The organism is Streptomyces melanogenes, from assembly GCF_014649795.1.
Classification (GTDB): Bacteria; Actinomycetota; Actinomycetes; order Streptomycetales; family Streptomycetaceae; genus Streptomyces; species Streptomyces noboritoensis.
Genome location: NZ_BMTS01000015.1, coordinates 167391 through 187844 on the forward strand (window position 1 = coordinate 167391; position 20454 = coordinate 187844).

General features: G+C 72.3%; 20 protein-coding genes. 18 read left to right on the forward strand and 2 right to left on the reverse strand.

Annotation, left to right across the window (positions count from 1 at the left end; translation table 11 throughout):
* Positions 1-35 precede the first annotated feature (35 nt).
* The 8 genes from hrcA to IE252_RS29680 all read left to right on the forward strand — a co-directional run bounded on the left by hrcA (position 36) and on the right by IE252_RS29680 (position 7194).
* Positions 36-1052 (forward strand): heat-inducible transcriptional repressor HrcA, encoded by a 1017-nt coding sequence (gene hrcA / locus IE252_RS29645; RefSeq protein ID WP_190092499.1) that lies wholly within the window; start codon positions 36-38, stop codon positions 1050-1052.
* A complete protein-coding gene (gene dnaJ / locus IE252_RS29650) occupies positions 1053-2189 on the forward strand; it encodes a molecular chaperone DnaJ (RefSeq protein ID WP_067158864.1) in 1137 nt (378 codons plus the stop codon).
* A gap of 78 nt (positions 2190-2267) precedes the next feature.
* The gene (locus tag IE252_RS29655; RefSeq protein WP_190092500.1) at positions 2268-3344 is read left to right on the forward strand and encodes a nitronate monooxygenase; all 1077 of its coding nucleotides are present in this window, start codon (positions 2268-2270) and stop codon (positions 3342-3344) included.
* A gap of 10 nt (positions 3345-3354) precedes the next feature.
* Positions 3355-4107 (forward strand): 16S rRNA (uracil(1498)-N(3))-methyltransferase, encoded by a 753-nt coding sequence (locus IE252_RS29660; protein WP_190092501.1) that lies wholly within the window; start codon positions 3355-3357, stop codon positions 4105-4107.
* Between the two features lie 96 nt (positions 4108-4203).
* Positions 4204-4713 carry a hypothetical protein gene (locus tag IE252_RS29665; protein ID WP_229848856.1) on the forward strand — a complete coding sequence of 170 codons (510 nt, stop codon included), beginning with the start codon at positions 4204-4206 and terminating at the stop codon, positions 4711-4713.
* 127 nt (positions 4714-4840) lie between these two features.
* Entirely contained in the window at positions 4841-5200 is a 360-nt protein-coding gene (locus tag IE252_RS29670) for a histidine triad nucleotide-binding protein (protein ID WP_190092503.1), read from the forward strand.
* A gap of 12 nt (positions 5201-5212) precedes the next feature.
* Positions 5213-6124, forward strand: a complete 912-nt coding sequence (locus IE252_RS29675) for a ribonuclease Z (protein WP_190092504.1) — start codon at positions 5213-5215, stop codon at positions 6122-6124.
* A 62-nt stretch (positions 6125-6186) separates the two neighbouring features.
* Positions 6187-7194 (forward strand): adenosine deaminase, encoded by a 1008-nt coding sequence (locus IE252_RS29680; protein ID WP_190092505.1) that lies wholly within the window; start codon positions 6187-6189, stop codon positions 7192-7194.
* Positions 7195-7502: 308 nt separating this feature from the next.
* Here the strand turns inward: IE252_RS29680 and IE252_RS29685 are convergent, their stop codons facing one another.
* Positions 7503-8687 carry an MFS transporter gene (locus IE252_RS29685; RefSeq protein ID WP_229848857.1) on the reverse strand — a complete coding sequence of 395 codons (1185 nt, stop codon included), beginning with the start codon at positions 8685-8687 and terminating at the stop codon, positions 7503-7505.
* A gap of 261 nt (positions 8688-8948) precedes the next feature.
* Between IE252_RS29685 and IE252_RS29690 the strand changes: the two genes are divergently transcribed.
* The 6 genes from IE252_RS29690 (at position 8949) to IE252_RS29715 (ending at position 14891) form a co-directional block, all read left to right on the forward strand.
* Positions 8949-10262 carry a glucarate dehydratase family protein gene (locus tag IE252_RS29690; protein ID WP_190092506.1) on the forward strand — a complete coding sequence of 438 codons (1314 nt, stop codon included), beginning with the start codon at positions 8949-8951 and terminating at the stop codon, positions 10260-10262.
* A 67-nt stretch (positions 10263-10329) separates the two neighbouring features.
* Positions 10330-11457 (forward strand): carbohydrate kinase family protein, encoded by a 1128-nt coding sequence (locus IE252_RS29695; RefSeq protein ID WP_190092507.1) that lies wholly within the window; start codon positions 10330-10332, stop codon positions 11455-11457.
* 268 nt (positions 11458-11725) lie between these two features.
* On the forward strand, positions 11726-12742 hold the full coding sequence (locus tag IE252_RS29700; RefSeq protein ID WP_190092508.1) for a PhoH family protein: 1017 nt from the start codon (positions 11726-11728) through the stop codon (positions 12740-12742).
* Between the two features lie 12 nt (positions 12743-12754).
* On the forward strand, positions 12755-13252 hold the full coding sequence (gene ybeY, locus IE252_RS29705; protein WP_190092509.1) for an rRNA maturation RNase YbeY: 498 nt from the start codon (positions 12755-12757) through the stop codon (positions 13250-13252).
* Complete coding sequence (locus tag IE252_RS29710; protein WP_190092510.1) at positions 13249-14541, forward strand: hemolysin family protein; 1293 nt, start codon at positions 13249-13251, stop codon at positions 14539-14541. Before ybeY ends, IE252_RS29710 begins: the two co-directional genes overlap by 4 nt.
* Complete coding sequence (locus IE252_RS29715; protein ID WP_190092511.1) at positions 14538-14891, forward strand: MmcQ/YjbR family DNA-binding protein; 354 nt, start codon at positions 14538-14540, stop codon at positions 14889-14891. Before IE252_RS29710 ends, IE252_RS29715 begins: the two co-directional genes overlap by 4 nt.
* A 4-nt stretch (positions 14892-14895) precedes the next feature.
* Here IE252_RS29715 and IE252_RS29720 read toward each other — a convergent pair whose 3' ends face one another.
* Complete coding sequence (locus IE252_RS29720) at positions 14896-16311, reverse strand: MFS transporter (RefSeq protein ID WP_190092512.1); 1416 nt, start codon at positions 16309-16311, stop codon at positions 14896-14898.
* Between the two features lie 180 nt (positions 16312-16491).
* Between IE252_RS29720 and IE252_RS29725 the strand changes: the two genes are divergently transcribed.
* The 4 genes from IE252_RS29725 (at position 16492) to IE252_RS29740 (ending at position 20428) form a co-directional block, all read left to right on the forward strand.
* The gene (locus IE252_RS29725; RefSeq protein WP_190092537.1) at positions 16492-17313 is read left to right on the forward strand and encodes a helix-turn-helix transcriptional regulator; all 822 of its coding nucleotides are present in this window, start codon (positions 16492-16494) and stop codon (positions 17311-17313) included.
* 53 nt (positions 17314-17366) lie between these two features.
* Entirely contained in the window at positions 17367-17720 is a 354-nt protein-coding gene (locus IE252_RS29730; RefSeq protein WP_190092513.1) for a cytidine deaminase, read from the forward strand.
* Positions 17721-18110: 390 nt separating this feature from the next.
* A complete protein-coding gene (locus IE252_RS29735) occupies positions 18111-19433 on the forward strand; it encodes a WxL domain-containing protein (RefSeq protein WP_190092514.1) in 1323 nt (440 codons plus the stop codon).
* Between the two features lie 59 nt (positions 19434-19492).
* Complete coding sequence (locus IE252_RS29740; protein ID WP_190092515.1) at positions 19493-20428, forward strand: WxL protein peptidoglycan domain-containing protein; 936 nt, start codon at positions 19493-19495, stop codon at positions 20426-20428.
* Positions 20429-20454 lie beyond the last annotated feature (26 nt).

Here is a 20454-nt window from a genome sequence, read left to right on the forward strand (position 1 = left end):
AGAGCGCCTAGGGACGACAGCTGGAGGTGTGCGCGGTGCTCAGTGAACGCAGACTTGAGGTCCTGCGCGCCATCGTCCAGGACTACGTCGGGACCGAGGAGCCGGTGGGCTCGAAGGCCCTGACCGAGCGGCACGCGCTGGGCGTCTCCCCGGCGACCGTCCGCAACGACATGGCCGTCCTCGAGGAGGAGGGCTTCATCGCCCAGCCTCACACCAGTGCCGGTCGCATCCCGACCGACAAGGGCTACCGGCTGTTCGTCGACCGGCTCGCGGGCGTCAAGCCGCTGTCGTCGCCGGAGCGGCGGGCCATCCAGAACTTCCTGGACGGCGCCGTCGACCTCGACGACGTGGTGGCGCGGACCGTGCGGCTGCTCGCGCAGCTGACCCGGCAGGTCGCCGTCGTGCAGTACCCGTCGCTGACGCGGTCCACCGTGCGGCACGTGGAGCTGCTGTCGCTGGCCCCGGCCCGGCTGATGCTGGTGCTCATCACGGACACCGGACGGGTCGAGCAGCGGCTGGTCGACTGCCCGGCGCCGTTCGGCGAGACCTCGCTGGCGGACCTGCGGGCCCGGCTCAACAGCCGGGTGGTGGGGCGCCGCTTCGCGGACGTCCCGCAGCTGGTGCAGGACCTGCCGGAGTCCTTCGAGCCGGAGGACCGAGGAACCGTTTCGACGGTGCTCTCCACCCTGCTCGAAACCCTGGTCGAGGAGACCGAGGAGCGGCTGATGATCGGCGGCACCGCCAATCTCACCCGCTTCGGGCACGACTTCCCCCTGACCATCCGGCCGGTGCTGGAGGCGCTGGAGGAGCAAGTGGTGCTCCTCAAGCTGCTCGGCGAGGCCAAGGAATCGGGCATGACCGTACGAATCGGGCATGAGAACGCCCATGAGGGGCTGAACTCCACGTCCGTCGTCTCGGTCGGCTACGGTTCGGGCGGCGAGGCCGTCGCAAAACTCGGCGTGGTCGGACCGACCCGCATGGATTACCCCGGAACGATGGGAGCGGTACGCGCAGTGGCACGTTACGTCGGACAGATCCTGGCGGAGTCGTAAGTGGCCACGGACTACTACGCCGTACTGGGCGTACGCCGCGACGCATCGCAGGACGAGATCAAGAAGGCGTTCCGGCGCCTGGCGCGTGAACTCCACCCGGATGTGAATCCGGACCCGAAGACGCAGGAGCGCTTCAAGGAGATCAACGCCGCCTACGAGGTCCTCTCGGACCCGCAGAAGAAGCAGGTCTACGACCTCGGCGGCGACCCCCTGTCGTCCTCCGGCGGCGGTGGCGCGGGTGGCTTCGGCGCGGGCGGCTTCGGGAACTTCTCGGACATCATGGACGCGTTCTTCGGCAACGCGGCGCAGCGCGGCCCGCGCTCGCGCACCCGCCGGGGCCAGGACGCCATGATCCGGCTGGAGATCGACCTCAACGAGGCGGCCTTCGGTACGACCAAGGAGATCCAGGTCGACACGGCGGTCGTCTGTACGACCTGCTCCGGCGAGGGCGCTGCCCCCGGCACCTCGGCGCAGACGTGTGACATGTGCCGCGGCCGCGGCGAGGTGTCGCAGGTCACCCGGTCCTTCCTGGGCCAGGTCATGACCTCCCGCCCCTGCCCCCAGTGCCAGGGCTTCGGGACCGTCGTGCCCACGCCGTGCCCGGAGTGCGCCGGCGACGGCCGCATCCGCTCGCGCCGCACGCTCACGGTCAAGATCCCGGCCGGTGTCGACAACGGCACCCGGATCCAGCTCGCGGGCGAGGGCGAGGTCGGCCCCGGCGGCGGCCCCGCCGGTGACCTGTACGTGGAGATCCACGAGCTCAACCACGACGTCTTCCAGCGCCGTGGCGACGATCTGCACTGCACGGTGACGATCCCGATGACGGCGGCGTCGCTCGGCACCAAGGTGCCGCTGCAGACGCTGGACGGCATGGAGGAGGTGGACATCCGCCCGGGCACGCAGTCGGGCCAGTCCATCCCGCTGCACGGGCGCGGTGTGACGCATCTGCGCGGCGGCGGCCGGGGCGACCTGATCGTCCACGTCGAGGTCACCACGCCGACCAAGCTCGACCCCCAGCAGGAGGACCTGCTGCGCCAGCTGGCGAAGCTGCGCGGCGAGGAGCGCCCGCTGGGCCAGTTCCAGCCGGGGCAGCAGGGGCTGTTCTCCCGCCTGAAGGACGCCTTCAACGGACGCTGACGGATGTCTCCCGGGGGCCCCGCCCCCGGGACTCCGAGGCGATTCGGTGCCCGGGCGCGCCCATGGCACGATGCGGGCATGGCTTTGACCGATCTCTGCCGGTATCCGATCGTGCAGGCTCCCATGGCCGGTGGCGTCTCCGCCCCCGGCCTGGCCGCCGCGGTCGGCGATGCCGGCGGGCTCGGGTTCCTGGCCGCCGGGTACAAGACCGCCGACGGCATGTACCAGGAGATCAAGCAGCTGCGCGGGCTCACCGGGCGGCCGTTCGGGGTCAACCTGTTCCTGCCGCAGCCGCCGCACACCGACCCGGCCGTCATCGAGGTGTACCGCAACCAGCTGGCGGGCGAGGCCACCTGGTACGAGACGCCGCTGGGCGACGCCGACTCCGGCGGCGACGACGGCTACGAGGCCAAGCTGGCGATCCTGCGCGAGGACCCGGTCGCGGCCGTCTCCTTCACCTTCGGCTGCCCAGAGCGCGAGGTGCTCGCCGCGTTCGCCGCCCTCGGCACGTACACCGTCGTCACCGCGACCACCCCCGACGAGGCACTGGCCGCGCAGAGCGCCGGGGCCGACGCCGTGTGCGTCCAGGGGATAGAGGCCGGCGGGCACCAGTCGACCCATCGCGACGACCCGCAGGCCGACGGCTCCGGCATCGGGCTGCTCTCCCTGATCACCCAGGTCCGCGAGAGCGTACGGCTGCCGGTCATCGCGGCCGGCGGGCTGATGCGCGGCGCGCAGATCGCGGCGGTGCTCGCGGCGGGCGCGGACGCGGCGCAGCTCGGCACGGCGTTCCTGGCCTGCCCCGAGTCCGGCGCGCACGCGCTGCACAAGCAGGCGCTGACCAACCCCCTGTTCGTCCGTACGGAGTTGACCCGGGCGTTCTCCGGACGCCCGGCCCGCGGCCTGGTGAACCGTTTCATGCGCGAGCACGGGCCGTACGCCCCCGCCGCCTATCCGGAGGTGCACCAGCTCACCGCCGGGCTGCGGCGGGCCGCCGCGGCGGCGGGCGACGCCCAGGGCATGGCGCTGTGGGCGGGGCAGGGGCACCGGCTGGCGCGGGAGCTGCCCGCCGGACAGCTGGTGGAGGTCCTGGCGGCCGAACTGGACACGGCGCTGGCCGCGTTGGCCGCCGCATCGAGAAACCGACACACATGAGGAGCACGTCATGACCGCCCCGGTCTTCGTCGTCGACCGTTTCCACGAGTCCGGGCCGGGCGGCCGGTACGTCCTGGACGGGCCCGAGGGGCGGCACGCCGTCTCCGTGAAGCGGCTGCAGCCCGGTGAGGACGTCGTCCTCACCGACGGCCACGGCACCTGGGCGGACTGCGTGGTCCTGGACACCGAGGGCAAGGACCGCCTGATCGTCCAGCTCGACTCGCTGTCCGAGGAGCCGCAGCCGCAGCCGCGCATCACCGTCGTCCAGGCGCTGCCCAAGGGCGACCGGGGTGAGGTCGCGGTCGAGACGATGACCGAGGTGGGCGTCGACGCCGTGGTGCCGTGGCAGGCCTCGCGGTGCATCACGCAGTGGAAGGGCGACCGGGGCGCCAAGTCGCTGGCCAAGTGGCGCGCCACGGCCCGCGAGTCGGGCAAGCAGTCGCGCCGGGTGCGCTTCCCGGAGGTACGGGACGCGATGACGACCAAGCAGGTTGTCGCGTTTTTGGCCACGGCTGATTTCGCCGCCGTACTGCACGAGGGGCGCGACACCCCGAGCCAGCCGCTGGCCACCGCCGAGCTGCCCGACCACGGGGAGATCGTCCTGGTGGTGGGCCCCGAAGGGGGCGTGTCCCCCGAGGAGTTGGCGGCCTTCGAGGCGGCGGGCGCCAAGCCGTACCTGCTCGGCCCGAGCGTGCTGCGCACCTCCACGGCGGGCACGGCGGCGGCCGCGCTGCTGATGGGCCGCACCGGCCGCTGGTCGTGACACCGGCACATCCCGTCGTCACGTCGTAAAGCCGTCTACCGCGCCGGGCGCGTCGGTGGGACGCTGGCGCGTATGGGGGCAAGGAGATACGCAACGTTGCCGCTGCGCCACCGGCGCGCGCTCGCCGCGCTCGGGCTGGCCGGGGCGGCCGCCGTCGGCGCCGCGGCCTGCGACCCGGTCGGCGGCATGAGCTCGGTCACCGTCTCGGTGACCACCGACAAGGTCGCCACGAGCAAGCTGGAGCACGACGGCGTCAAGGTGCGCTATCTGACGTGCACGGCGAAGATCGACGGCGGCGGCACCTCGACGCGTACCCCGTCGGCCGGCTCCACGCGCTCGGTCGCCACGGTCGACTGCCGGGGCCGCACCGACGACAACAAGAAGATCAACGTCACCGGCAAGGTCACGGAGGAGCGCGAGGACCGCTGCGTACGCGGCGACCTGACGGCGAAGGTCGCGGACCGCACGGTCTTCCACGCCAGCGTCCTGGGCGACTGCAACGCCCCGCTCCCCACCAAGAACACGCCCAGGCCCCCGGGCAAACCGGGCAGCCGCCCGACGGTGACAGTCACGGTGACCGTGACGGAGTCGTTCAAGGGCAAGTGACGAACCGGGACGGCCGAGTGACGAACCGGGACGGATGAGTACGGGGCGCGTGCGGATCGGCGGGCCGACGTCAGTAGCATGCCTGTGACTGATCCACTGTTCCACCGCGACCGAGGAGCTCAGGACCGTGGCCGGAGAGCCGCAGGCGGACTGCCTGTTCTGCAAGATCGTCTCGGGGGACGTCCCGGCGACCGTCGTCCGGGAGACCGAGACCGTCGTCGCGTTCCGCGACATCAACCCCCAGGCGCCGACGCACATCCTCGTCATCCCGCGCGTCCACCACCCCGACGCCGCCTCGCTCGCCGCGGCCGAGCCGGTGATCGCCGCCGACCTGCTGCGCGAGGCCGGGGAGATCGCCGCCGCCGAGAAGATCGACGGCAGCGGGTACCGGATCGTCTTCAACACCGGCAGCGGCGCGGGCCAGACCGTCTTCCACGCGCATGCCCACCTGCTCGGCGGCCGCGGCCTCCAGTGGCCGCCGGGATAGGACCGACCGCACGTGTCCGTACGTGAATTGGTGGTGCTCGGCACCGCCAGCCAGGTCCCGACCCGGCACCGCAACCACAACGGCTATCTGCTGCGCTGGGACGGCCGGGGCATCCTCTTCGACCCCGGCGAGGGCACCCAGCGGCAGATGCTGCGGGCCGGCGTGGCCGCGCACGACATCGACCGGATCTGCGTCACGCACTTCCACGGCGACCACTCGCTGGGGCTCGCCGGGGTGATCCAGCGGATCAACCTGGACCGCGTGCCGCACCCGGTCACCGCGCACTACCCGGCGAGCGGGCAGCACTTCTTCGACCGGCTGCGGTACGCGACGGCCTACCGCGAGACGGTCGAGCTGGCGCAGGCGCCGGTGGACGGCGAGGGGGCGGTGCTGGCCGCGACGGACGCGTACACGCTCGAAGCGCGGCGGCTCTCGCACCCCGTCGAGTCGTACGGCTACCGGATCACCGAGCCGGACCGGCGCCGGATGCTGCCCGCGCTGCTGGCCGAGCACGGCATCGCCGGGCCGGACGTGGGCCGCCTCCAGCGCGAGGGCTCGCTCGGCGGGGTGAGCCTCGACGACGTCAGCGAGACGCGGCGCGGGCAGCGGTTCGCCTTCGTCATGGACACCCGGCTCTGCGAGGGCGTGCCCGCGCTGGCCGAGGGCTGCGACATGCTGGTGATCGAGTCGACGTTCCTGGACGAGGACGTACGGCTGGCCGAGGACCACGGGCATCTGACGGCGGGTCAGGCGGCTGCGGTGGCCCGGGACGCGGGGGTCCGCCACCTCGTCCTCACCCACTTCTCGCAGCGGTACGCGGACCCGGCCGAGTTCGAGCGGCAGGCGCGGGGGGCGGGGTTCGAGGGGGAGCTGACGATCGCGGCGGATCTGATGCGGGTGCCGCTGCCGAAACGTACGCCGTAGTCGCCCTGTTGCCTTTGCGTCGTGCCCCCTTGCCCCTTTGCTCCCTTCACGAAAGCGCCTCCATGCCCCTCCCCAAAGCCGAACTCCACCTCCACATCGAAGGCACCCTCGAACCCGAGCTCGCCTTCGAACTGGCCGCGCGCAACGGTGTGCGGCTGCCGTACGCGGACACCGAGGAGCTGCGCAAGGCGTACCTCTTCGACGACCTCCAGTCCTTCCTCGACCTGTACTACTCGCTGATGGCGGTGCTGCGTACGGAGGACGACTTCGAGGCGCTGGCGGAGGCGTACCTGGTACGGGCGGCGGCGCAGGGGGTGCGGCACGCGGAGATCTTCTTCGACCCGCAGGCGCATACGGCGCGGGGCGTGCCGATCGGGACGGTGGTGGAGGGGCTGGGGCGCGCTCTCGACCGGAGCCGGGAGCGGCACGGTGTCTCCACCGCGCTGATCCTCTGCTTCCTGCGCGACCAGTCGGCCGAGTCCGCCCTGGAGACGCTGGACGCGGCGCGGCCGCATCTGGACCGGATCGTGGGCATCGGCCTCGACTCGGCGGAGGTCGGGCATCCGCCGGCGAAGTTCCGCGAGGTGTACGCGGTGGCGGACTCGCTGGGGCTGCGGAAGGTGGCGCACGCGGGGGAGGAGGGGCCGCCGTCGTACATCACCGAGGCGCTCGACGTCCTCGGGGTGGAGCGGGTGGACCACGGGCTTCGGGCCCTGGAGGACCCGGCGCTGGTCGCCCGGCTCGTCCGGGACCGGATCCCGCTGACGCTGTGCCCGCTGTCGAACGTCCGGCTGCGGGCGGTGTCCGAGCTTTCGGCGCATCCGTTGCGGCGGATGATGGATGCGGGGCTGTTGTGCACGGTGAACTCTGATGATCCGGCGTACTTCGGGGGGTATGTGGGGGACAACTTCGACGCGGTGGGGGAGGCGTTGGGGTTGTCCGTCGAGGATCTGCGGGTCCTTGCTCGGAACTCGTTCCTGGCGGCGTTCTTGGAGGGGGAGGAGGGGGTGCGGGAGGGGTATCTGGCGGAGGTCGCGGCGTATGAGTTCCCCACCCCGCCCCTTCCCTAGACCCTCCGGGGGTGGGAGTGGGTGAAGGTGGGTCTGCCGGGGGCTGCGCCCCCGGACCCCCTTTGCGGGGCTCCGCCCCTGCACTCCGGTTCCGGTTCGTCTGCGGGCCGTCTGTGGCTGGGCGCGCAGTTCCCCGCGCCCCTGAGGGGGTTCGTTGTTTTCTGCGGGCCGTCCCCAACTGGTCGCGCAGTTCCCCGCGCCCCTTAAATGCCGCTCCGCGGCAATCCCCGGGGCGGCCCGGAGGGGCGCTTTTAGGGGCGCGGGGAACTGCGCGAGCAACCCACCACCGGCCCGCAGACGAAGCGCCCTCACACCGACAGGCTGAACTCCCCGCCCCCGGCGCGCACCACCGGCTGTGGGGTCACCGCCGGGGCCCGGCGCGGGCGGGCCAGGGCTGTCAGAGGCGCGGCCACCGCCAGCAGCAGGGCCCCCAGTACCGCCCCCATCCCTCCGAACCCCAGCCCGGAAGACAGCACGCTCCCCGTGAGGGGGCCGCACGCCACGCCCAGGGACGACGCCGAGCCCGCCAGGACCGCCCAGCGGCCGCGGGGGTCCAGGGACGCCGCCAGGGACAGCAAGTACGAGAGCACCACCGGGTAGAAGACGTTCCAGAGGATCTCGCCGGTCGCGAACGGCAACAAGCCCCGCGCCGACGCGCTCAGCGCCACGCACCCGGCGATCACCACCGTCCCCACCCCGATCGGCACCGCCCGCCCCAGCCGCGCCCCCAGCGCCCCCGCCCCGGTCACCCCGAGCAGGCCCGCGCCCAGCGCCACCGCGAACACCGCGCCCACCGTGACCTCCGTCAGGCCCGCCTGGGTCAGGCCGATGCGGCCGCTGACGCCCCACAGCGCGTTCTGCGCCAGGGACCAGCAGAGCATCCCCGCCGCCAGCAACGCGCCCGCGCGCCGGTGCGGCAGGCGGGGAGCCGCGGCACGCCCGGCGGCGTGGACCGGCGCCGGGCCCGGCAGCCGGGTCGTCACCGGCCACACCGCCCCCGCCACCACCCCGATCGCCGCGAACGGCACCCCGTGCCCGCCCCCGAGGTGCGGGATCGTCAGATACAGCGCCCCGGCCGTCGCGGAGACCGACAGCAGCCCGAACGTGGTCAGCCGGTGCGGGTCCCGCCGCGCGGCCATCCCGGACGCGGCCACCGCCGTCGCCGTACCGGACCCGAAGCCCCCGACCACCGCGCCCGCCACGACCAGCGGCAGAAGCGACGTCAGCGCGGCGCCCCCGTAACCGCCCACCGCGAGCAGCAGGCCGAGCCGGGCCAGTCGGCGCTCCCCGTACCGCTCCACCCGCGCCGCCAGCGCGAAGCCCGCCGTCGCCGAGCTCAACAGCAGCGTGGAACCGATGAGTCCGGCCTGTGTGGGGGAGAGGCCGAGGCCCGACGAGAGGCGGCCCACGACGGTCGGGAGCAGATACGCGGCCAGGTAGCCGGCCGTGAAGACGGCGACGAGAGGCCAGGCGGCACGAGGGCGTGCGGACATGGGCATTCCAGGGAGCGGTGCCCGAACGGGCAGAGAGGTGCGGAGAACGTTCAAAGAGGGGGGATGCGCCCGGTGTTGTCACATACGGGAACGCGGCCCAATTTGTATCAAGCACCCCGAGTGCGCGAAAGCCATGGATTCGTGAGCCGCGTCACATGTTGTTTGGGGTGGGGAGCTCGTGGGTATTTTCGAGATTCCCCCGCCGGTGCCCCCTGATGCCCCCTTGACCCTCCTCCGTTCACATACCTAGTCTCCATTCCCATGGATGCACACCCGCAGCGGCACGCCATCGTCGACATCCGGCTCACCCCCGTGCTGATCTCCGACCCCCCGCTCCTCAACGTCCAGGGCGTGCACCAGCCGTACACCCCCCGCCTCGTCGTCGAAGTCGTCACCGACAACGGCGTCACCGGGGTGGGGGAGACCTACGGTGACACCAAGTACCTCGAACTCGCCCGGCCGTACGCCGACTCCCTCCTCGCCGCCCGGCACGAGCTCTCCGACCTCAATGGGCTGTTCACTCTTATGAACGATCTGCCCGTGGATGACGCCCGCGTCGATCACTCCGTGGACGTCGGCGGGCTGCGCGGTGTGCAGAGTGCCGACAAGCTGCGGCTGTCCGTCGTCTCCGCCTTCGAGGTGGCCTGCCTCGACGCGCTCGGCAAGACGCTCGGCGTGCCCGTGCACACGCTCCTCGGCGGGAAGGTCCGCGACAGCGTGGAGTACAGCGCCTATCTCTTCTACCGGTGGGCCGAACACCCCGGCGGGGCGGGCGAGAAGGACGACTGGGGGGCGGCCGTCGATCCCGAGGGGATCGTGGCGCAGGCCCGGCGCTTCGTGCGCGAGTACGGGTTCGGCTCGTTCAAGCTCAAGGGCGGCGTCTTCCCGCCCGAGCAGGAGGTCGCCGCGATCCGGGCGCTCGCCGAGGCCTTCCCGGGGCATCCGCTGCGGCTCGACCCGAACGGCGGCTGGAGCGCGGCCACTTCGCTGCGCGTCGCCGCCGAGCTCGCGGACGTACTGGAGTACCTGGAGGATCCGGCGTCCGGCACGCGCGCGATGGCGGAGGTGTCGGCGGGTACGGACGTGCCGCTCGCCACCAACATGTGCGTGACCACCTTCGGGGAGATCCGGGAGGCGTTTCTCAGCGACGCCGTGCAGGTCGTCCTCAGTGACCACCACTACTGGGGCGGACTGCGCAACACCCGGGAGCTGGCCGCGATCTGCCGCACGTTTGGAGTGGGGCTTTCCATGCACTCCAACACCCATATGGGCATCAGCCTCGCCGCGATGACCCACGTCGCCGCGACCGTGCCCAACCTCGACTACGCCTGCGACAGCCACTACCCGTGGCAGAGCGAGGACGTCGTCGTGGACCGCCCGGTCTTCCGGGACGGGCGGCTCGCCGTCTCCGACGCGCCCGGCCTCGGCGTCGCCCTCGACCGGGATGCGCTCGACCGCCTCCACCGGCGCTGGCTCGCCGACGACGGCACCCTGCGCGACCGCGACGACGCGGCCGCGATGCGGCTGGCCCCCGGTCACGAGGAGTGGCGTACACCCACCCTGCCGCGCTGGTAGCGGGAACTCCCGTTGTCGTACCCATCGGGCACACTGGCCTGATCCGTACGCGAACGGGGAGTCCGCCGTGACCACATCCAGCAGAGAGCAGCAGGGCCGCGCCGACCAGTGGGGCCACACCGCGGGCGTCGACCCGCTGGGCAAGGTGCGCCGGCCCCGCGACCCGGAGTGCGACGTCTTCCTGACCGGCACGGTCTTCCTCGACATCATCTTCACCGGCCTCGACTCCGCCCCGGTGCGCGGCACCGAGTCCTGGGCGCGCGGCATGGGCTCCAGCCCCGGCGGGGTCGCCAACATGGCCATCGCGCTCGCCCGGCTCGGGCTGCGCACCTCGCTGGCGGCGGCCTTCGGCGACGACCACTACGGGGAGTACTGCTGGGACGCCCTGGAGCAGGGCGAGGGCATCGACCTGTCGCTGTCGCGGACCGTGCCCGGCTGGCACTCGCCGGTCACCGTCTCCATGGCGTACGAGGGCGAGCGGACCATGGTCTCGCACGGCCACGAGGCGCCCCTGGAGGAGTCCGCCCCCGCCTCTCCGCCACGCGCGCGTGCCGCGATCGCCTCGCTGGTGCCCGGGCGCACCGAGGAGTGGATCGCCGGCGCCGCCCGGCACGGCTCGCGGATCTTCGCGGACGTCGGCTGGGACGACACCGGGCACTGGGACCTGGCGGGTCTGACCGGGCTCGAACACTGCGAGGCGTTCCTGCCCAACGCGGGCGAGGCGATGCGGTACACCCGCACCGACTGCCCGCGCGCGGCCGCCCGCGCCCTCGCCGAGAAGGTGCCGGTCGCGGTGGTCACCCTGGGGGCGGAGGGGGCGTACGCGGTGGACGGCTCGACCGGCGAGACCGCCGAGGTGCCCGCGATCGCCGTGGAGGCGCTCGACCCGACCGGGGCGGGCGACGTGTTCGTGGCCGGGTTCGTCACCGGCACGCTGGCGGGGTGGCCGCTTGCGGACCGCCTCGCGTTCGCCGGGCTGACGGCGGCGCTGTCCGTCCAGGAGTTCGGGGGCTCGCTCTCGGCGCCGGGGTGGGCGGAGATCGCCGCTTGGTGGCAGGCCGTGCGCACGCGGTCCGGGCAGGACCCGGCGGCCCTGCGCCGCTACGAGTTCCTGGAGGGCCTGCTGCCGGGCGCGGCCCGCCCGTGGCCCCTGCGCCGGGCCGTCCCCACGATCGGCTTCCGCAGCCCGGCGTGAGCGATTCGTCTGCGGACCGTGGGTGGCTGGTCGCGCAGTTCCCCGCGCCCCTAAGAACGCCCCTTCGGGGCGCCCCCTGAGGCCGGAGCAGCCACGTCCCCCTAGGGGCGCGGGGAACTGCGCGACCAGCCACCCACCGGCCCGCAGACGACCACCCGGTAAAACCCCTCGGCACTGTCAGTGCCAGGTCGTACGCTTGGTATTCCAGAGGTTGTCGAGCAGCGAGAACCCTGCAACGGGAGGTATGTGCAGGCCACAGAGCCGGCCCATGACTCAGACACCCACACAGCCGCAGGCGAGTGCCCAGATCAAGGTCCCTGCCAAGCACCCGATGGTGATGCTGCTCGGATCCGGCGACTCGCTGCTGCGCGTGATCGAGAAGGCCTTCCCGGCGGCCGACATCCACGTCCGGGGCAATGAGATCAGTGCCACGGGGACCCCGGCGGAAGTCGCGCTCATCCAACGCCTGTTCGACCAGATGATGCTGGTGCTCCGCACCGGTCAGCCGATGACGGAGGACGCAGTGGAACGCTCGATCGCCATGCTCAGGGCGAGCGAGAACGGCAAGGGGGAGGACGGCCACGAGACGCCGGCCGACGTGCTCACGCAGAACATCCTCTCCAGCCGCGGTCGCACCATCCGCCCCAAGACCCTCAACCAGAAGCGGTACGTCGACGCGATCGACAAGCACACGATCGTCTTCGGCATCGGCCCCGCCGGTACCGGAAAGACCTATCTCGCCATGGCCAAGGCGGTCCAGGCCCTGCAGTCCAAGCAGGTCACCCGGATCATCCTGACCCGGCCCGCCGTGGAGGCGGGCGAGCGCCTCGGCTTCCTGCCGGGCACGCTCTACGAGAAGATCGACCCGTATCTGCGCCCGCTCTACGACGCGCTGCACGACATGCTCGACCCCGAGTCGATCCCCCGCCTCATGGCGGCCGGCACGATCGAGGTCGCCCCCCTGGCGTACATGCGCGGACGCACGCTGAACGACGCGTTCATCATTCTGGACGAGGCGCAGAACACCAGCGCCGAGCAGATGAAGATGTTCCTCACCCGCCTCGGCTTCGACTCGAAGATCGTCATCACGGGTGACATCACCCAGGTCGACCTGCCGAACGGGACGAAGAGCGGTCTGCGCCAGGTCCAGGACATCCTGGAGGGCGTCGAGGACGTCCACTTCTCCCGGCTGTCGTCCCAGGACGTCGTCCGGCACAAGCTCGTCGGCCGTATCGTCGACGCGTACGAGAAGTACGACAGCCAGCAGGGCCACAACGGGAAGTAGTCAGAGCGCACCATGTCGATCGACGTCAACAACGAGTCCGGAACCGAGGTCGACGAGCAGGCGATCCTCGACATCGCCCGCTACGCGCTCACGCGGATGCGGATCCACCCGCTCTCCGAGCTCTCGGTGATCGTCGTGGACGCCGAGGCCATGGAGCAGCTGCACATCCAGTGGATGGACCTGCCCGGTCCGACCGACGTCATGTCCTTCCCGATGGACGAGCTGCGTCCGCCGATGAAGGACGACGAGGAGCCCCCGCAGGGGCTCCTCGGTGACATCGTGCTCTGCCCCGAGGTCGCCACCCAGCAGGGCAAGGACGCGCCGACGCAGCACTCCATGGACGAGGAGCTCCAGCTCCTGACCGTCCACGGAGTGCTGCACCTGCTGGGGTACGACCACGAGGAGCCGGACGAGAAGGCCGAGATGTTCGGTCTGCAGGCGGCCATCGTCGACGGCTGGCGGGCGGAGAAGGGCCACACCGGCCCCTCCCCGGCGCCGACCGTCTCATGACCGGGCAGCTGCTCTTCGGCGCCGTCGCCCTGGTCGTGGTCGCCTGGCTGGCCGCCTGCGCGGAGGCCGGCATCGCCCGTACGTCCTCGTTCCGCGCGGCCGAGGCCGTGCGGTCCGGGCGGCGCGGCGCCGCCAAACTCGCCCAGGTGGCCGCCGACCCCACCCGCTACCTCAACGTGGCCCTGCTCGTCAGGGTCGCCTGCGAGATGGCGGCCGGGGTCCTGGTCACCTATGTGTGCCTGGAGGACTTCGAGGAGACCTGGACGGCGCTGCTCGTCGCCATCGCGGTGATGGTGCTCGTCTCCTACGTCGCCGTCGGCGTCTCGCCGCGCACCATCGGCCGCCAGCACCCGCTGAACACGGCGACGGCCGCCGCGTACGTCCTGCTGCCGCTGGCCCGGATCATGGGCCCGGTGCCGCAGCTGCTGATCCTCCTCGGCAACGCGCTCACGCCCGGAAAGGGCTTCCGCAAGGGCCCGTTCGCCTCCGAGGCCGAGCTGCGCGCGATGGTCGACCTCGCCGAGCAGGAGTCGCTGATCGAGGACGACGAGCGCCGGATGGTGCACTCGGTCTTCGAGCTCGGCGACACGCTGGTGCGCGAGGTGATGGTGCCGCGCACCGACCTCGTCTGCATCGAGCGCTACAAGACCATCCGCCAGGCGCTCACCCTCGCGCTGCGCTCGGGCTTCTCGCGGATCCCGGTGACCGGGGAGAACGAGGACGACATCGTCGGTGTCGTCTACCTCAAGGACCTGGTCCGCAAGACGCACATCAACCGGGACTCCGAGGCCGATCTGGTCTCCACCGCGATGCGCCCCGCGGCCTTCGTGCCGGACACCAAGAACGCGGGCGACCTGCTGCGCGAGATGCAGCAGGACCGCAGCCACGTCGCCGTCGTCATCGACGAGTACGGCGGCACGGCGGGCATCGTCACCATCGAGGACATCCTGGAGGAGATCGTCGGGGAGATCACCGACGAGTACGACCGGGAGCTGCCGCCGGTCGAGGAGCTCGCGGACGGCTGCTTCCGGGTCACCGCCCGGCTCGACATCGGCGACCTGGGCGAGCTGTTCGGGCTCGACGCGTTCGACGACGAGGACGTGGAGACGGTCGGCGGGCTGCTCGCCAAGGCGCTCGGGCGGGTGCCGATCGCGGGCGCCACGGCGGTCGTGGACCTGCCGGACGGGCGGGCGCTGCGGCTGACGGCCGAGTCCCCGGCGGGCCGCCGGAACAAGATCGTGACCGTGCTCGTGGAGCCGGTGCCGGTCAAGGAGGAGGAAGAGGCGTGACACCCCAGGAGCTCAGGGCCTTCTGCCTGACGTTCAACGCCGCCACGGAGGAGTTCCCGTTCGACTCGCAGACCTCGGTCTTCAAGGTCCTCGGGAAGATGTTCGCGCTGAGCAACCTGGGCGGCACGCCGCTCACCGCCAACCTCAAGTGCGACCCGGACGACGCGGTGCGGCTGCGCGCCGAGCACCCGGCGATCGTGCCCGGCTGGCACATGAACAAGCGCCACTGGAACACGGTGGACGTGGATCAGCTCCCGGACCGGCTGGTCCGGGAGCTGATCGAGGATTCGTACGACCTGGTCGTGGCCGGTCTCCCGAAGGCCGAGCGGCTCCGGCTCGACCGGCCCTGACGGCTCAGGCCTTCCGCCGACCGAGGCCCACCGCCACCAGCGCCGCCGCCGCGACCAGGATCACCGCGTCCACGAGCAGCACGGTCCGCACACCGTGGAAGAGGTCGCCCTGGGTGGTGGCGAGCACGCCGAGCAGCGGGATGCCGATCGTGATGCCGACCTGCTGGGTGGTGGTGACCAGACCGGTCGCGAGCCCCTGCTCCTCGTCGGGGACACCGCTGGTGACGGTCAGTCCGTACGAGATGATCGCGCCCAGGTGGCACATGCTGGCCAGCGAGACGAAGACGGTGGCCAGCAGCGCGCCCGACCCGCTGCCGATCGCGAGCAGCGCGGCGGTGAGCAGGCCCTGGCCGAGCAGCGAGCCGATCAGGGTGCGGCGGGCGCCGAAGCGGCCGATGACCTTGGCGGCGTAGCTGCCGGCGAGCACCGACATGACGCCCTGGACGCCGAAGACGAGACCGGTCCGGAAGGACGACAGGCCCAGGATCTCCTGGAGGTAGAGGGTCAGCGCGAAGATGACCGTCGACATCATCGAGAAGGTGACCAGACCGCCCAGGTTGCCCCACGCCACCGTGCGGCGCTTCAGCATCGGCAGCGAGACCAGCGGGGCGGTCGCCTTCGACTCGACGGCCACGAACGCGGCGAGCAGCGCCAGGCCGACCACCAGCGTGCCCCACACGTCCGCGCCGCCGAAGCCGCGCTGGGCCGCCGTCGACAGGGAGTAGATCAGGGCGAGCAGCGCGCCGGTGACGGTGATCGCGCCGGGCACGTCCAGGCGCGGGCGGTCCGGGGTGCGGGACTCGGGCAGCAGGCCGGGCGCCAGGGCGAGGACGATCACCGAGGCGACCGCGAGCAGGCCCATCGTCGAGCGCCAGCCCAGCGTGTCGGTCATGACCCCGCCGAGCACCATGCCGACGGTGAAGCCGAGCGAGAGCAGGGTGCCGCTGATGCCGAGCGCCCGGTCGCGCTGCGGGCCCTCGGGGAAGGTGGTGGTCAGCAGGGACATGCCGGTCGGCACGATCACCGCGGCGCCCAGGCCCTGCAGGGCGCGGCCGGTCAGGAACGACGCCGGGTCCCAGGCGAGGGTGGCGAGCAGCGAGGCCGCGCCGAAGAGGGCGAGCCCGGTCAGGAACAGCTTCTTGCGGCCGTACAGATCGGCGATCCGGCCGAACAGGAGCAGGAAGCCGCCGGACGGCAGCGCGAACGCGGTGACCGCCCACTGGAGCGCGGACCGGCTCAGGCCCAGGTCGTCGCCGAGGACGGGCAGCGCCACGTTCAGTACGGAGAAGTCGAGCGCCACCATGAACTGGGCGGCGCAGAGCACGAACAGGACCAGCTTCGCCCGGCCCGAGAGCCGGTCGTCCTGCGGGGCCTGGGCGGCGACCGGCGTGGCCGGTGCGATGTCGGTGTCGATTGGCATGGCCACAGCCTGGCCGCGCGGGAATGGCCGTGGAGAGTGGGAACTTATCCTGTTGGCGGCACCACCAGGCAGCGGTCGTCAGGGCGCTGAGGTGCCGACCGGTAGTCGACGAGGGGGAGTACGTACGTGGCCACGCCGATCGACAAGTCGCTGCGGCGCACCGAACTGCGCGAGTTCCTGATGAACCGGCGCGGCCGGATCAGCCCCACCGACGCCGGGCTGCCGGACGGCGGCGCCCGGCGCCGCACCCCGGGGCTGCGCCGCGAGGAGGTCGCCGTGCTGGCCGGGGTGGGCGTCTCCTGGTACCAGTGGCTGGAGCAGGGCCGGGACATCACGGTGTCGCCGCAGGTCCTGGACTCGGTGGGCCGGGTCCTGAAGCTGACCAGCGCCGAGCGCCGGCATCTGTACGTGCTGGCCGGGCTCAACCCGCCCGCGCCCGAGGTCGACCCGGCCACCGGCGACATGTGCCAGGGGCTGCAGCGGCTGATCGACGCGTGGATGCCGTTCCCGGCGCACATCATGGACGCGTACTGGAACACGGTGATGTACAACGACGCGGCCTCCATGGTGCTCGGGATGCGCCCCGAGATCGTGCAGAACTGCCTGATCGCGTTCTTCACCGACCCCGTCTACCGCTCGCTCGCCAGGGACTGGGACTCGGTCGCGGCGAAGGTGGTCGCCCAGTACCGGGCGGCCTGCTCGGAGCGGCCCGGCGACGAGGGGTTCCGGGAGGTCGTCGAGGAGGCGTCCCGGCTCTCGGCGGAGTTCGCCGAGCTGTGGCAGCGGCGGGACATCCTGCCCGGCGGCCAGATGGAGAAGGAGTTCCAGCACCCGGTGGTGGGCACGCTGTTCGTCGAGTCCACCCAGCTGCGGGTGCCCGCCCGCCCGGACCTCGCGATCGTGCTGCACACCCCGCTGCCGGAGACCGACACGGCGGCGAAGCTGGAGTGGCTGGCGACGCCGGAGGGGCGGCGCGGGTCGATGTACCCGGTGGCGGGCTGAGCGCGGGGGGGTTGGGCGCGGGTCGCTCCGGGCGCACTCCTTATGCTCGTCGCATGACTCTGAGCACCGAACTCGACCCCGAGGACCGCAAGATCATCACCCTGGCGCGCAGCGCCCGGGCCCGCAACGGGGTGGCCGAGGGCGCGGCCGTACGGGACGAGACGGGGCGCACGTACGTCGCCGGGACCGTGGAGCTGGATTCGCTCAAGCTCTCCGCGCTGCGGACGGCTGTCGCGATGGCCGTGGCCAGCGGGGCGAAGTCGTTGGAGGCGGCGGCGGTGGTGACGGACTCGTCGACCGCGTCGGCCGAGGACCGCGCTGCGGTGCGGGATCTTGGTGGTGCAGGCACCCCGGTGCTGGTGGCGGGGCCGGACGGCGAGGTCCGCGCGCGGGTCGCGGCCGACTGAGGCGCCAGGTCTTCGTCTGCGGACCGTAGATGGCTGGTCGCGCAGTTCCCCGCGCCCCTAAATGCGCCCCTCCGGGCCGCCCCGGGGATTGCCGCGCAGCGGCATCTAAGGGGCGCGGGGAACTGCGCGCCCAGCCCGCCACCGGGCCGCAGACGAACTCCGGGCAAAAAAGGGGCGCGGGGAACTGCGCGACCAGCCCGCCACCGGCCCGCAGGTAATCGGACCCCGACCCCCCGCTTGACCTGCGGGAACAGGGATCTTGACAGTATCTGATGGGCCATCAGTCGAGGGATTTCGATCCCATTGACTTCTAATCGCGCCCCCAGGTCAATGGCTCCCTGCCGGCGCAGCCGAGCCGCTGCTGCGCCACAACCGCAGAGGGGGGCAGTCATGCCTTCAGCACGAAGACGGCGCCACTGGGCCGCGGTACTGGGAGCCGCGGCGCTCATGGCCGGAACCGGCGCGCTCGTCGCGCCCGCGCAGGCCCTGGCCGCGACGCCCGTCGACTTCGCCACGCACTGCGTACCGCCGCCCATCGCGGGCATCCCGGCGATCGACGGCACCACGACCGCCCAGGTCACCGTCGACAACGCCACGCCCAAGGTCGGCGACACGGTCACCGTCACGTACACCGTCACCAAGCCCGCCGCGGGCAACCCGGTGGATCTGGCGCTGCCCGCCGACATCATGACCCCCACCGGAAAGGTCACCGTCGGCGGCGCGCAGACCGGCGCCGTCACGGTCGTCGGACCCAAGAAGAACGACCCGGTGCCGGGGAAGGGCGCGTTCCCGCCGTTCTCCATGACCGGTACGTTCACCGTCACCGCACCCGGCGCGATCACCCTGTCGCCCGGCGACTACAACATCCACACCAGCTACATCATGGAGCTGGACACCCCCTGCACGGTCTCCAACCCGCCCGCGCCCGTCTCCGAGACGGTCACCGCGACCGGCGGCGGCCAGACCAACCAGCGGGCCGTCCAGCTGGGCACGGCCTCCGGCAAGCCCGGCGCCAGCGTCACCGTCGCCGGGTCGAAGTTCACCGCGGGCGCGACCGTGACGGTCGTCGGCCGGGCCGGGTCCGCCGAGACCGCCGACAAGAAGACCGTGACGGCGGACGCGCAGGGCGCGTTCTCCACCGCCCTGACGGTCAACGACAAGGCGACCAGCGGCATCGTCGCCTACGAGGGAGCCACCTGGAGCGACGACAAGGGCGCGGGCCCGGCGGCGTACAGCGTCGTCGACGACACCCCGGCCCCGCCGAACAGCCAGAAGCTCAACTCCTCGGTCAAGGCGGGCACGCTCTCCATGGCCCAGGCCGGTGACGCCGTCTCCATGGACGCCGTCGACTTCGGCAAGGGCGGCGCCTCCAAGGGCTCGCTCCAGACGGTGACGGTCCAGGACTTCCGCGGCGGCCCCGCGGGCTGGTCCCTGACCGGCAAGGTCACCGACTTCACCGGCCCCGGCGGGGCGAAGATCGACGCCGCGAAGCTCGGCTGGACCCCGGCCTGTGCCACCAAGGCCGGTTCCCCGTCGACCTGCGCGGCGGGCTCGGCGGGCACCGTGGGCAGCGCGGGCGCGACCCTCGCGACCACGCCCAACGCGGCCCTCACCGGCGGTGAGTTCACCGTCGACGCCCGGGTCTCGCTGGACGTTCCGGCGTACACCGCCCCCGGCGCGTACTCCGGCGTGCTGACGCTCACGCTGGCCTGATCCACCCGTGGGCCGGGCGCGCACCCGGCCGGCCCACCCGTCCCCGGGGGTTCCGCACCGTGCGCAAGCTGTACGTCCTCCTCCTCGCCGCGGCCGTCCTGCTCCTCGGTACGCCCGCGCGCGCCGCCGACAACGGCAACTGGGCCGTCTACCCGGCCTCCGCCGCCGCCGACCGGCGCCCGTACTTCTACCTCTCCGCCGACCCCGGCACCACCCTCACCGACAAGGTCACCGTCACCAACAAGACGGCCGCCCCGATGGCCTTCCGGCTGTACGGGGCCGACGCGTACAACACCGAGCGCGACGGCGGGTTCGCCGTGCGGACCCTGCGCGAGCCGCAGCACGGCGTGGGCGCCTGGACCAGGCCCGACCGGACGGCGGTCACCGTCCCGGCGCACGCCTCGGTCACTGTGCCGTTCACCGTGACCGTCCCGGCCGACGCGGAGCCCGGCGACCACCCCGGCGCGCTGGTCGCCCTGGACGAGAAGGTCGCGGCCGGGCAGGGGGAGCTGGCGATGGGGGTGCAGCAGGCGGTGGGGGCGCGGGTCTATCTGCGCGTCACCGGCCCGACCGTGCCCGCGCTCGCGGTCGAGGACGTCTCGCTAGCCCAGCACCGCCCGCTGGTGCCCGGCACGGGCAAGAGCCGGACGGTCATCTCCTACACCCTCCACAACCGGGGCAACGTCACGCTCGACCCGAAGGTCAGGCTGAAGGCGACGGGCCTGTTCGGCCGTACGCTCCTGAGCCGCGGGCTGACGAACGTCCCGGCCGAGCTGCTGCCCGGCCAGAAGGTCCGCCTCACCGCGCCGTGGGCGGGCTCGCCGCAGCTGGACCGGGGCGACGTACGGCTCACGGCGAGCGCCAAGGGCGTCACCGGGTCGGGCGGCGCGTCCTTCCTCGCCCTGCCCTGGCTGGGTCTCGCCGCGCTGGTGGCGGCCCTGGCGGCGGGGGTCGCGGGGTGGCGGCTGCGGCGGGTCCGGGGGCGGCGCGGCTGAGTGCGGGGGCCGCGCGTACAGCGGGG